Here is a 13,874-nt window from a genome sequence, read left to right as displayed (position 1 = left end):
CCCGTCGTTCCCCGTCAGCACGCTCCCCTTCCCGTCCGTCCCCAGCAGCAGCGTCACCGCCTTTCCCCCCTGCCGCGTCGTCTGGGCCACACCCGTCAGCCGGATAAGTGTGTCTGTTTTGTCGTCCTGCTTCTGACCCTCCCCCTGCGGACTCACCCACTCCGTCACCAGCCGGCTCCCCCGGTAGTACAGCCGGTGCAGCTGCTGTGTACTGTCCACCCGCTGCCAGGCAAGACGGTTACCGGCATCGTAGCCATATTCGCCCGCCTGCCCGCCGTTTTGTGTGACCCGGACCAGACGCCCCAGCGCATCGTAGTGCAGCCCCCGCCCCGCCTCATCCTTCAGCAGGCGACCCGCCGCATCGTAGTCCGCGTCGCTGAACGCCAGGTCCTTATAGCCCTGCGCGGACGCCTCCCGGTTGTACGTCACGGATGTCAGCCGGCACGGGTCATGCCCTGCATAACCGTATGTCGCGGTAATCACCGCCCCGTGACCCCGGCTGTCCAGCGTGGTCTCACAGGTCCGGATATTGCTCAGGGCATCGAACGTAAAACGCTGCCGGACAAACGCATTCCCGTGCGCGTCCCGCGGCAGCTGCGTGCCCGTCACCCGGTAGTCCTGCAGGCGGCTGCGCGCATCATAGATGAACGTCTCATCGCACAGCGTCTCCTCCTTCGACGCCGCCTGCCCCGCCTGCCGGCGAACCCACGTTCTGCCTTCCAGCTGACCGCTCTTCGTCCACCGCTGCGTCAGCACCCGGACCTCCCCGTTACTGTGGGTTATCGTCCGGCTATGCTCCCGCCCGTACGCGTCCGGCACCATCTCCGTTGTCAGCGTCTGCCCGCCCTGCAGCGTCACCGCCGTCCAGCCGCTGACCCGGTTCAGGTCGTCGTACGCCGGCGTGACGGTGACACCGTTATCCGTGACCGACGCCACGCGACCGGCCAGCCGGCCACGGGTGATATAATGGTAGGTGCAGGGGGCCCCCTCCACACCGGTGACCTGCTGCACACGCCCGGCCAGAGAGTGAACGGCATGGCTCCGCAGCACGCTCCCGCCGTACACCTGCTCCTCACGCCGCAGCCCCGCGCCCGACGGCCGGTAATACTGCCGGGTCACCGAACTGCCCGCCTGCGCATCCAGCATCTGCCCGGTCAGCCTGTTGTAGCTGAACGTCTGCCCCACGGCCGGCAGCACGCCGTGCTTATCCTCTGCCTTCACGCTCAGCACCGCATTCCCCAGCCGCGGGTCACTCTCCACGGTACACGTCACCCCGTCCGGCCCCGTGGTACTGTCTGTATGCGTCCGGGACAGCAGGCTCTTCTCGTAGACCGCCGTGGTGGTCCGCCCCGTCGCCTCATCCTTCCCGACCGTGCTGCTCACCACCCGACCCGCCGCGTCAAACCGCCTGACACCCTGCACGGTCGTCGCCTTCGTCACCGGGTCCGTGACGCTGATGCTCACGGCCAGACCCGCCGCACCGGACGGGGCATACCTTTTGTGGACAATCACCCCGTCCGGCAGGGTCGTGCTGACGACGCGTCCGAACACGTCATACGTGAACGCCGTGGTGTGTCCCAGCGGGTCGGTGCTTTGACGCAGCCGCCCCACGCCGTCCCACGCCTGCGTGACCGTACTGTATGGCGCATTCTTTTCCAGGTCCTCTGCGGTCGGGAACACCGCCGCCCTGACCACCCGGCCGGTGCGCGGGTCACCGTACGTGACCGTCCGCGGCGTCTCTTTCCCCTTCGCATCCGTCGTCCAGGTCGTGACCGTGCAGGCGACGGGGTCCGTCACCCGGTGGTGGGTCAGACCGTCGCTCCCCCGGGTGGATACCACCCGGCCCCAGTCGTCCCGGACCGGCGCGGTGGTGCTGACGGAGACCGGTGTTTGCAGTGCGGGAAGCGGATGCCCGGCCTCCCCCGTCTCCCCGGACGCCTCGTCCGCCCGCAGCCAGTCCGTGACCGCGGTAGACACCCCCTGACCCCGGGCGTCATACTGGCAGGCCGACGCCGTCAGCCAGGCCTGACGTTTCCCCTCCGGCCCGTCCATGTCCTGCACCTCCTGGCGCACCACCTGCCCCAGGGCATTAAACGTGGTCCTGACCTGGTTTTTCAGCGCGTCGGTGTGCACCACCTGCGTATGGCCCTGGCTGTCTGCCGGAAAATACTGCGTCCGGCTCGCCTGCCGGTAAGCCTCGTCCTCCGGATGCAGCGTCTGCCCCTTCGGCCGCCCCAGCGCATCATATTCACAGCGCACGACGTTGCCCGTGGCGTCCGTCAGGGACATCACCCGCCCCGTCAGCCCCGACACCACCCGGGAGGTGGTCACCACCGGGGCCATGAAGTCCGGGTCTGCCGCATTTTTCATGGCGCTGACCGTCACGGTCCGGGTCTGCCGGTGCGTGGCCCCGTCATACGTGAACGTCAGGCCCGTTTCCGTTTCGTACGGATGGGCCGGGCTGATTTCATTGTGAAACGTGCTCACCTGCCGCGTCAGACGCCCGAAGTCCCGGGCCGTCACATCGCCCTGCTGATACTGGTACGTCATGCTGCTCCGGGCGGTGTTCTCTTCCGGCGTGCCGGCCGTCAGGTACACAAAGGTGGACACCGTGTGCGGCATCACCACCGTCTCCGGCCGCCCCGACTGCCCACGGTGGGCCGCCTTCGCGGCAATATCGGTCCAGGTATGCACCTCCCGGGTGACCGGCTCGTCGCCGTACGCGGTGCGTACCGGGGTGACCGTCCGGCTCTTCAGGCAGCGCGCAAACCCGTGCGGGTCCGCCGGGCACCTGTCGCCCTCCCCCGACGCCGGGTACCAGGTCATCGTGATGACCGTCCCGTCCGGGGCCGTCTGCGTCAGCAGATTTCCGGTGTGCTCGTCGTACGCAGACCGGGCGGTCTCTGAGCGCAACGCGCTGCCCTGCTGCCAGGTCTGCGTCACGGTATGGGGAAACGACCAGATGGCTTTCTGCTCTGCCAGCGTTTTGCTTTCGTCGGCATAATACTGAATGGCCTGCGTGTGCACGCAGGCCCGGCCCTCCAGCCAGATCCTCTCCTCCGTCATCAGATGGAAACGGTTGTAGGTCCGGCGCACCACCGTATCCGGGTCGCCTCCGGCCCCCTTCAGACTGACTTCCGACCAGTAGTGGTACGGCTGGCGCAGCGACAACAGGTTGTCATTGTTTGTATCGTATTCACTGTCGCTGAACGCGGCCCCGTAGCCCAGCCAGTTATGGTTGAGCACCGTTTCATCATCGCCGGGGTTGCGGCTGTCGATGCTGTAGCGGTAGGTGGCGACCTGCGAGACTTCTCCGTCGGCGGTGCTGACCTGGCTTTTCACCACGGCCGGCAGACGGCCCTCGCCGGACCGGGCATTGAAGCGCATCTTCTTCTCCCAGGTCACCGTATGGGTCAGGCCCGCCGGCGTGCGGACCGATTTCAGGGGGCAGACGTTGCCGGGAAAGCGCAGGGTTTCACTGTCTTCCCAGCCCAGGGTCCAGACCAGCTTCTCCGCGGCGTCGCTGACGTTGTGGATTTCGCTCAGGTAGCCGTTTTTAGGGTAAAGCATCAGGCGCATCTCTTCGTCTGTGCCCGGCCAGACCGTCATCGCCGGCACATCACCCCAGGTAAACCGGCACAATGTCAGGCCGTTCTCATCCTCCACGGTGGACAGGCGGGCAACGCCCTGCCCGGCCTGCCACGTCAGCGCGAGGTGACGCCCGGTGGGGGCCACTATCCGGACCGGGAGCCAGAGACTCTGCGTCTGCTTCTCCAGCACCTCGGTATGGCCGTCCTTATGCCGGATCAGGCACTGCATCACCCCGTTATCCCCTTTCACCTTGCTGAGACGAAATGTCGGGAGCGGACACTGGCGCAGGGTCAGGCCGTCCCCGCTCAGGGTCCGGTTGACGCGGTACCGCTCTCCGGAGCTGAGGAGCAGCTGTCCGGGGTTGACCGACTCATCATAGCGCGTGACACCGAAGGTGCACCCGGTGCCCAGGCCGTACGGGTTGCCGGTCTGCAGGGCGGACCAGCTCAGGGTCAGGGGCAGGAACGGGGCCTGGTTCTCGCTGGCGGAGAGGGTGGCCAGGGGGAATGCGAAGGAGAAGAGGCCGGTGCGGGGGTCAATCCCCTCCTGCGCGCCGCTGATAAAGTTATGGGCCTGAGACTCGGGGACGGAGGTGGGCATGGGAGACACTCCTGAAAAGGGCAAGCAAAGGGAGGACGCAGCCAGAGAGCCTGGCGGGAGCCTGTCCGTTAAAAGCGACGAGACGGTGCCCCGTGACTGCCCTGTTCCCGGCGAATATTTCGGACAACGCTCGCACGGATTTTTTTCTGAAACAAAAGGAAAATATTCACAACAGTCGCTGATTTTTGAATGCCGCTTGCGGCATGGCGGGGCCCACCTGATGTTGAACACTGGCAGATTAAATATCGGAACAACGTGATTGAATGTGACCACGGTAAGCTGAAACGGATAACCAACGCGGCGCTGGGGTTTAAATCGATGAAAACTGTTTACGCCACGATAAAAGGGATCGAAATAATGCGTGCGCTACGCAAGGGCAAAGCCTCAGCATTCTGTTATGGAGCCCCCCAGGGCGGGATGCGGCTGGTCAGCGGAGTATTTGAATATAGGGCACTGCCACCAGACAGAAGGCGTATCGAGCCTCATCTTTGCAACAGTGCCCATCATTCAATTTTAACCGGGATTTAGTGATCAACAGTATGACTTTATTTTATTTTTCGACAGAACCCACTTCTCATTCTACTTTGTTTTTTTCAAAATTTAGTAAAAATCTTCCTATGATTAATTATTTATTTTTAATTATGATGTAAATCGATAAAGTATGCTAGTTGCTTTTACTTCATATGTCTGAACATTTATTTGTATATAAGGACATGTGACATTTAAAACTTAAAGGTGGAGAACATTATGGCTGATTCTATTTATTTCTCAGATGTTACAGTTTTAGGAGTTGGTTTTGAGGATGGTGATAGTACTGAAAGCGTAAATTGTGAAATCAGTATCTCAGGGAAAAATAACAGCACTGGGAAAATCGAGAACTATCGAGCTATAGCATTTGACTTTGCTTCAAATGAACGCCCTCAGATATTCGGTATTCTTTATTCTGCATACAAAGACAAGCAAATCATCAGCGGAATGACCTTTCAACCAGAAGGTTTTGGTCCTTCTTTTGCAAAACTGGAATCATTTCATTTTGGAGAGTTGAAAGGAGATAACTAATAAGTCGATAGGATATTGGACACCTGGCAGTACACTTTGATCACGGTATTGTGGTGGCGAAAATGGAATGGACGCCAATTCCCGGCGTTTTCTAACTACGAAGTTAGAGACTAAACCGTCGGGCGAGGGCCGCCCCGTCCAATCGAAGGTTGTCTGGCGTGGTTCCACGACACCTTTGCAAAATACCGCCAGCCCGAAAGGGCTGGCCTCTCCCGGAGAGAGTTGGGCACGGATGGCTAAGTAGTTATCATCAATGACTGCCCATTATTAAACATGTTAACGATGTCGCATATACACAGCACCAGAAAGCGTCATCACATTCCCAAAGCAAAATACGCCTTCACCCACGGACCTCAATATGAAGCTGGTCTTAAACAGCGCGGTAGCCTTACTCTCTTGATTACACCCGGGGCTATTGCACAATGGAAAGTCACCATCCGCGCCACGCCCTGTGACCACGCCATCCAGACCTGCCTGATGCTGCGCCCCCCTCCCGGCAGGCTGATGGCATCCGTTTTTAGGCTGATGAAGGGCTCTGTTTGGGAAACGGAACTTATTGTACGTTAAGGCTTTATTTTGACCGCTCATCTCTTGCGAGAAGGCATAGTGGAAGCAAAGCATGCAAAATGCGACATTGACTGGAAGTATAATAAAGATCTCAAGAAGATCTTTTTTGTTCGGTGCATATATCACCTGTTGCATTAAAAGCAACTTGTCATAATTCGGGGAAATATTCGGTATATCTTCACTACTGCCATCAGGATAAGTTGCTGTCAGATTCCCTGGATGATCAGGCGGATTCAATACTACGACTTTCATAAGATGAACAACAGGTTTAATAGCTATATATTGTGTATTACTGAGACAAACATCCCTGCGTCACCAGCCGGTTACAGTACCCCCCGAATAACTTCAGGCTAATCGTATTATCGATGTGATTAGCAACCATAGGCAAAAGTCTGTTTTCAGTTCCAATCGTTCCCCATCGAACACTCTGGCCCGACCGATCCCGTAGCCGTCGCTGAGTCGGTAGCCCCCGAAATTGAAAATATAACTGGTATCGATAACCTCTTTTCCCTTCACCAGAGGAATATCGTCCGCAATCCTGAAGCTCACCATCAGCGAGTCCAACTGCCACTGGAACGGGCCGCCGCCATATACAGCAGCCCGTAAACGCCGGATATTGTCGCCATCTGGCGCGCCAAATGGTCACTCAGCATCGTCATACCCTAGTATATCATGCGGTTTATTGCTTGAATTATATGCACTGCGCTGAACGGTACATCAGCGCGGCAGGCTGCAGTGAAGTTTGAGGGCTAATGGAACGAAAGCGAACGATCAAAAAATTATCTATCTGTTTTTATTTAATAAAATAAGGGTAGCGGTTTAGGCGAACCCCTGGAGCAGAAAAGGGAGTCATTATTGGTTACAGACCCGGACCGCCGTTCTGAATAACGAGCTGCGGGATAAATTCACCTCCTGGTTTCCGGGGTTTCAAAGCAACGGGAAAAATCAGCGACGGCAGCATAGCTCACTGCCCCAGGATTTTTCATGCTCTCCATTATGCGTTCAAAACGCTGGCGTATACGCTAATCAATCTGAGGCATTTCTGTTGACTGGCTGACTATCTGAAATCAGCTCTTAGCTGGAAGGGGCGCCAGCGTCAGATATTCCTCGTTTGTAAAGTAGCCGAAATTTGGTGTTTTATCAAAAAAACATCAAAAATCAGCCATCACGCAATGTTTTGATAGCCCGGCCAGAGCTTACCGATCTCGATTACCACCCTGACCCGAGGGAAAACCCGCTACCCGTTACTGACATATTTTAAGTAAATTACTTTTTATTAAATATTGCCTCTACAGTTATATCGTTATTCATAACGACTACCAGCCGATATGTTGCATTTTGAAAGTTTGGAACATTTGTTTCGAAGTTGTAACCTTGAATATAATGTGAGTTCCCATTTACACGCCATCCGGCAAAAAAGAATTTTTTTCTGTCTTCAAGAGGAATAATGCAATCAACCTGCACTTCTGTGCCAGGAATATAGTCAGGTCCTGATTGCTTGGGGTCTTTATTATCAAAATTTATAGTGTAGGTATTGAAGGTCGTTTTCAGCTCCCCATCAGTGATCGCGCTTGTTTTTAAACGAAAACTAGTAATCTCCCTGCGAAAATGCGCGATAATGTGATGGGAAGTATATACTGAAACGAGTAAACACGGGTTAGTCCCTGCAGACTGCCCATCCAGCTCCCAGTGATCAAACGCGTATCCTGGACGTGGTGTTGCCTGAATAACCTGTACAGAACCCGCAGGATAAGGCCCCCAACTCCCGGGCAACAATGTTCCCCCCAGAGAGGGATTGATATCAAGGGACATCGCATGAAAACTTTCGTGGGTATTTTCCTTATATCGGGAAATTGTTCTCGTGCTGCTGCGGAAAAATGCTGCCGCATCCGCGGCCCCTGGTTTTCCGGAAGGTATACCGGTAGCAACTCGTTTTCCGGTTTTCGGGTTTAGCCAAGTCTGCTCTGATGATGAATAGTACGGTATCCAGACTTCATTTTCCCTGGGATAACTCATGGTTGTGGTAAACGTCCGGTCTTCTGATTGATAGCCACAAACATAATCAAACATAGGGTGAACTATATCGTGGTGCCCACCTATCATATCTGTTTCTGGATCATGCATCCCCCCCAACAGGTGTCCCAGTTCATGGGAAAAAACATGCGCTATATCAAGAGAACCCACTTTTTTGGGACAGAAACACAGAGAACACTGCTCCAGCTCATCGGCCTTATCACTTCTCGGAGGTAGCGGAATGCTGCCTGCCTCACCGACTGTATTGTCAGACCAGTCCGCAGCCAGTAACAGCACGAGTGCTGACTGTGTTGCATTGCGCTGTTTATGGACTTCATCCCATAGCGTTCCAGGTTTACGGCTGTGTATTGAGCCCTCGCGTGCAACCGTCTCTCTGAGGAGCTCACTGACTTTATTCGTTTTGGGCTCAGGTATTTTTACCGGAGACCCCATTTGAATCCGGGCTGCAATTCCACTATTCTGCAAAACCAAGTTAGCGAAATTCTGCCAGTCACCGATTGAGGACATGAGTGTGGCCATATTATTACCCAGTGCTTTCAATGTACTCTCGGGATAAGCCGGCATAATATGAATAAGGACAGGTTCTGAATCAGTATCCATGGCCTGAGATTCGAAGACAATGTCTTCAGTTTGTACTATACATCTGGTACTGGCGAACACACTTGCTGGAGGGGGAGCCATCATTGAAATGTGAGCAATGCCATTATCACCCGGCTTAATCAGCAACCTGGTTCCATCAGCAAGGAAGAGACGCCCAGTGACCTGCCAGTTTTTATCCGAAATGCTGCTGCGGGCAACAGAAAGTTGAGCCTCCACTCCTATTTGTAATAATGACCGGCCTCGCCATAGCAGACAATGTTCACCATAACGCTCGTTTGATACCGTCATTAGTTCTATACGGTGTCCACCAGGTATATCAATAGCAATCGTGATTTCAGAAGAAGACAGAGATTGCTGAAACAACGCGTCAAGTGAATCTGGATTTAATATAGCCTCCCTGACTGGTAGGTGAGTATCAGATGAGTATTCAGTATCTGACTGAATAGAGGAAAAAAGTGAGTGGTATAGTGATGGATGCATAGAGCCGCCTAAAAAATAGAAAATAAACAGTTCAAAAGGATAAAATATAAATTGAATTTACGAGCTGAATACTATTCATAGTAATATGAACGTCTCTGTCGAAAAAAAGGCAAACAACTGATAGCGGATTTTCTAACTGGGTGGAATTTGTCTGCAACCCCTGTGCCAGCAGGGATTTGCGTTTGCTCTCCCGCCGCAAAGCGTACGTGGCGACGCTGCTCTCCAGAAGCCCCCGCTTTGGTATTGACGGGCAGTCTGTCGGGGTGGTTACGGAGAGCAAAGCCGGGTTCAGCCAGCTCCGTATGAGAAAAATGAATGTCTGGGCGCAGGGTTATGGTTATCTGTCACCAGTAGCTGTCGACAACGTGACTGTGTTTTTGACTGACTCATCCGTATATTAGTCAGCTGCCAGGATAAGAAATAAGCATTATTAGTATCATTTGATACCAATATAAATTAAACCGCCAATGGCAATACAATGAGTTACATCTTTTTTATCCGTTTTTGGTATCATATGATGCCCGTTGTATGGTGTGAACTTTCATGACGGGACGGTTTCTGCCCTTACCCTTTCAGATTTTCTGACCAATTTTTATTTTCGGCTGATTTCAAATGCAGGCCACTACAGCTATATGTCGCCGGTGCCCGGCTTCAGCTTGACGGTGTAATATTGTGGCGTGCTGTCGGCGATGCTGGCATGCAAGCCATAATTCGCCATCATGCGGATAAACGGTGCGATATCCCCGGTCACCCGAAAGGGAACCGGTGACAGCAGAGTACCGTCTCCGGTAAAGGCGGTATTCAGTGTCTCTTTTTCCACCCAGAACCCGTTCTTCTGTGCGAAGTCGGGTATCTCCCCGGCGAGCCATTCCTTCGTCCCCACCACCTTACTGCCCCAGACGCAGTCCTTCAGCACCTCAGTCGCATACGTCAGCCGGAACAAATCGGACTGGGCCGCGATATCACCGCTGCAGGAGCGCCACAGGTAATCAAATTTCTGACGCAGCCCGGCGGCCGGACCCTGGCTGCGGCCCCGCTCAAGTAAGAGGGCAATATCGGGAGCCACGCACCGGGGGAAACGCTTTTGTTTCTGCGCGGTGGCCAGCCAGCGGGTGAGGAACAGATTTTCAGCCCAGGGCGTACCGGCCGCGCCCTCCTGCCGGGCAAGCGCGAGGGCGACCAAGGCACAGAACGCCAGATGGGAGAGCGCCGCGACAGTGCTCTCCGGGGAGTCTGTTTCAGTGTGGCCTGACAAAGGTTGTCCTGGCGAAGGATTAATGGCGGATTTGGGCGAGCTCGTCAGCTGTCAGGCCGGTAGCTTCCAGCACTGATTCATGCGACATGCCCATTTTTAACAGGCTGCGGGCGACTTCGAGTTTGCCTTCATTACGGCCTTTTTCAATCCCGCGTTGTTCACCAAGCTGGATACCCTCAATGCGACCTTCCATGCGTCCCTTCTCAAGGCCCTTCTCAAGGCCCTTCTCTTCCAGTTTCTGTGCAATTGTCATAAAAATGTCCTCGTGTTGCGGTGACCGGCGGGCCAGCTCCTGCAGGAATACTTCAGGTCTGGCTGTATCCCCTGTCTGCAGCATCCAGTTCATCAGGGTGACCAGCTGTTCATCCGTAGTGTAACCCGCAATCAGCAGGGTGACCAGATGCTCTGTCAGCTCGGCCAGGTCACGGGTGCGGGCGTGCTTGAGCATCAGCTCGAGCAGGGCTATCCGCCGGTGTTTCATGATGTCATCGTCCTCAATGGCGCCGACATCGATAAGTGGGGAAATCACCGGTGTAGAGCCGTCGGGCGGCGTCCGGACTGGCGAACAGTTCCGTCCAGTTCATGGTATACGGCCAAGGGCTGCCGCGTCCGTGGGTGAACAACATCGGAATAACCAGCGGCAGCTGTTCATGACCGGCATCCAGGTGCTTTTGCATGGCAGCGATAGCGTACCTGGCCAGTCGGAAAGCCATGAATTTATCGGGGGACGACTGGTGTTCTATGAGCGTGTATATATACCCTTCTCCGTCAGTCGTCTTCAGGGAATAGAGCACGTCAGCAAAGTAGGTTCGCAGGTTTTCCTCTATAAAGGAGCCCGACTCCAGCTGCAGGGTATTCAGGTCGCACAGCTGCAGCAACTCAGTGGGCAGGTGCAGGGCCAGAAAATCCCGGGCGGTATCCGTATGGGTCAGGAAGGTTTTGAACAGTCCGTCGTGAGGGACTGGTGTGTTCCTGCCCTTTCCTTTTCTGCCTGACATGCCGCATCTCCGTTGTCTGACGATTATTCATCGGGTCTGGCGGTATTATACCGGAACTGAGGTCCGGGTACCTCAGTTTTACCCCCGCCTGTTTTCGGAGAGACTGGCCTCTTCCTTTGCCTGCAGCGCCTGGTTTTTGGCCTCATCCCGCAACCACATGATGGTCTGCCTGGCGGTGTTCAACTCCCGGGCCACGACACTGATGCTGGTGTAAGTACCCCGGTATAGCACAACGCTTCGAGTTGTGATTTCGTCATATCTTCCGGGAGGGTCCACGCCAGTTGGCTTCCCCTGAAACGGGTGATCACATCAGATACGGTACTGCACCCGATATTCAGGCGGGCCGAAATGCTCCTGTTGGGCAGGTGGCTGTCAAATTTAAGGCGAATCAGTTCGTTAATTTACTCATCCGCGTTCTCAATCTTGCCATGGCGACACGTCTCCGGAAGTTGGGTTATCAGGAGAAAATGTTGTCCATTGTTTTAAAAGTGAAAAGCGCGGGATTCCGACGACAGGATCATCGATTCCAACAGATGGTCAGATTTGGCCGGAACAAATCGGAATCAATGGTCGGTCTGGATCAGAATATGCAAATGTCCCGATTATTCGATCGCATCACCTATTAGCTAAGATAGATTCAGGAACAAAAATACCAACAGAATGTTCGTTTAATGTATGTTGATCCGCGACAAGTATACTTGCCTACCATTATTTAACCTGTGGAATGTTATCTGATGAAAACTATTGTCATATTATCCAGTATATTGATTTGTGCTTCTCTAAGCGGTTGCGCAGTACAGAATGATAAAACCCAGTTTAATGGCCTCGGCTTGACGTACCAGTCCGATGTTAAAAAACTGCAAAATGGTGATTATTATACTGAAGTGGAAGCCGCTCCTGCAGCAGGACGAATGTCAGGCGCCACCGGAGTCGTTAATACTAAAGCAACTGATTTTTGTAAGGCACAAAATAAGCTCATGAAAGAAGTTAAGCAAGAAACTGATTCTCATTTACTTATTAATGGGGTTGCCCGTCTGACATTTCGTTGCGAATAATGTCTGAAGCACTGTGGCTAACAGAGTCACAGTGCTGAGAGTCACCCACTGCGGGCACAACGGAACAGCAAACGCCGTCTAGGATAAATTTAAATAGTAAGTAATCAATACATTATACTTCATAATTGAAAGTTCTCAGCCCTCCCTTACTGACAGATTCTGGCACCGTAAAGGAATAATGCTCCTGCATATTCACTGTAATGGTGACAGCTTTTCAACGTCTTCATATTGAACCGGATGCGGTTGATTCTCATGGTTTCATTCCTTGCTGGAAATCGGAAACAAAAGCGTTTCCATATTTTCTTCGTGAACCAGGCCAGCGCGCTGCTGTCGAAGAAGACACCGTAGTAATTGGTGTGTCGCTCAACCACTCGCCTCAACCAGCAGCCTGTTTCGTCCGGTTCAGCGCCTGCGGCTGAAACGGCGATAAGTGAAGCGGGCACAATAAGCGGGACAACTGCCGTAGTTACGCTTTGTGGTATAGAGATCCACGATAGCTGTATGGGTCGAGTGCGAGCTGAGGCAGCAGAGCATATGACCCACTATCAGACCACAGAAAAAACCTCCGTTATTCACCACTACCGGGGCGGGATCCTGGAAGATGACAGGCTGTTGCGTCGGAGATTGCCCCTGATACTGGGGCTTAACCGCAGGCAACCGCATCGCGGCAGTTTGGGTACCATCGCCACACGCACGCAAAGTAGCAGGCAGGCAACAACCCCGCCCGCGATCGACAAGTATTTTTTGTTTATTGGGTTTACCGGCTTACAGAGACAGAAGAGGCCCACCAAAGTGAGCCTTTAGATTTTGACAAGTCAGGTTGTCGCAGTGCCGGGTGCCTCCCGGTGAGCCTTAGGCTGGTCAGGCCGAACTCGCGCAGCTTATGCTCTGGACATTATTCACTTCCAACCAATTACGCCCCGCCGCACAGGGGGATCCACTGCGACAAAACAACCCTACTATCGACAGTAAAATATCGGCAAGGCTTAAACAGAAAATTCGTGTTCACTGTCAAAAAAAGCCCTCAGAGATGAAACTGCGGGCACAAGTCGAAACATTGATACAGGAAAGCACGCCCCCGACACGCAACTGTACAGGGCACTTTTAATTATGGATGCGTACTGATAATTACCAGTGGCTATGTTAATTAATTGTTATTTGCACAACGCATTCGGCTGAGCACTAGCCCCCACGCTTAGAACTTGCCCGCACAAAGTGTTTTGGGGTAGTGCTCATGCGTATGCATTCTTTATTATTTAAGGTTTTTCATCCAGGGCAAGAAATGGCAGGTCTGCACGGAATTCAATCAATATACTATCGTACATCATCACCCCGGTCAGAAATGAAAGAATAAGTATCAAAGTAATCAACCATTTACGCAATTGATTTTCTCAATTATTTGCCTCATCGTAATAGTGTGTATCACGGAAAGCAATTACCTGTGAATAGAGGTAATAATATATTATGCAGCCACCAACAAAGCATCCGGCGATCACTGCAATCATCAGCATTTTTTTCAAAGACATCACAACGCTCGCATTTGTTCCATAAAGTAACAGCGTAGGCGATTCTATATAAACGTATTATCAATCTGAATTAGAGAATAACTGATAAGCATTCGGCTGAGCACTGCTA

The 13,874-nt window shown here is 53.6% G+C and carries 8 protein-coding genes and 2 pseudogenes; 5 read left to right on the top strand and 5 right to left on the bottom strand.

Annotated elements, in window-relative coordinates; translation table 11 throughout:
• Nucleotides 1–4,191: RHS repeat domain-containing protein (locus CNE01S_RS18230; protein ID WP_061277662.1), on the bottom strand; the 4,191-nt coding region annotated here is incomplete at its 3' end.
• On the opposite strand from CNE01S_RS18230, the gene CNE01S_RS25505 reads away from it, so the two are divergent.
• The 3 genes and pseudogenes from CNE01S_RS25505 to CNE01S_RS18220 all read left to right on the top strand — a co-directional run bounded on the left by CNE01S_RS25505 (nt 4,190) and on the right by CNE01S_RS18220 (nt 5,250).
• The gene (locus tag CNE01S_RS25505) at nt 4,190–4,450 is read left to right on the top strand and encodes a hypothetical protein (protein WP_169799419.1); all 261 of its coding nucleotides are present in this window, start codon (nt 4,190–4,192) and stop codon (nt 4,448–4,450) included. The genes CNE01S_RS18230 and CNE01S_RS25505 overlap by 2 nt on opposite strands.
• A pseudogene (locus CNE01S_RS18225) lies at nt 4,399–4,635 on the top strand (DDE-type integrase/transposase/recombinase); the annotation flags it as partial. The gene CNE01S_RS25505 and the pseudogene CNE01S_RS18225, both read left to right, overlap by 52 nt.
• A gap of 303 nt (nt 4,636–4,938) precedes the next feature.
• On the top strand, nt 4,939–5,250 hold the full coding sequence (locus CNE01S_RS18220) for a hypothetical protein (protein WP_061277661.1): 312 nt from the start codon (nt 4,939–4,941) through the stop codon (nt 5,248–5,250).
• Nucleotides 5,251–5,526: 276 nt separating this feature from the next.
• Here the strand turns inward: CNE01S_RS18220 and CNE01S_RS25840 are convergent, their stop codons facing one another.
• The 4 genes and pseudogenes from CNE01S_RS25840 to CNE01S_RS18195 form a co-directional block, all read right to left on the bottom strand.
• Nucleotides 5,527–6,069, bottom strand: a complete 543-nt coding sequence (locus CNE01S_RS25840) for a hypothetical protein (RefSeq protein ID WP_061277660.1) — start codon at nt 6,067–6,069, stop codon at nt 5,527–5,529.
• 1,014 nt (nt 6,070–7,083) lie between these two features.
• Nucleotides 7,084–8,931 (bottom strand): InlB B-repeat-containing protein, encoded by a 1,848-nt coding sequence (locus CNE01S_RS18205; protein ID WP_138089320.1) that lies wholly within the window; start codon nt 8,929–8,931, stop codon nt 7,084–7,086.
• A gap of 628 nt (nt 8,932–9,559) precedes the next feature.
• Nucleotides 9,560–10,186 (bottom strand): DUF2913 family protein, encoded by a 627-nt coding sequence (locus CNE01S_RS18200; protein ID WP_072279178.1) that lies wholly within the window; start codon nt 10,184–10,186, stop codon nt 9,560–9,562.
• A gap of 19 nt (nt 10,187–10,205) precedes the next feature.
• Nucleotides 10,206–11,184, bottom strand: a pseudogene (locus CNE01S_RS18195) (Rpn family recombination-promoting nuclease/putative transposase).
• Between the two features lie 281 nt (nt 11,185–11,465).
• Here CNE01S_RS18195 and CNE01S_RS18185 point away from each other — a divergent pair.
• On the top strand, nt 11,466–11,810 hold the full coding sequence (locus CNE01S_RS18185; RefSeq protein WP_061277656.1) for a hypothetical protein: 345 nt from the start codon (nt 11,466–11,468) through the stop codon (nt 11,808–11,810).
• A gap of 108 nt (nt 11,811–11,918) precedes the next feature.
• Nucleotides 11,919–12,239, top strand: a complete 321-nt coding sequence (yegR, locus tag CNE01S_RS18180) for a lipoprotein YegR (RefSeq protein WP_061277655.1) — start codon at nt 11,919–11,921, stop codon at nt 12,237–12,239.
• Nucleotides 12,240–13,874 lie beyond the last annotated feature (1,635 nt).

Source organism: Cedecea neteri NBRC 105707 = ATCC 33855 (genome assembly GCF_001571265.1).
Classification (GTDB): domain Bacteria; phylum Pseudomonadota; class Gammaproteobacteria; order Enterobacterales; family Enterobacteriaceae; genus Cedecea; species Cedecea neteri.
This window is presented reverse-complemented; position numbering and strand designations above follow the sequence as displayed.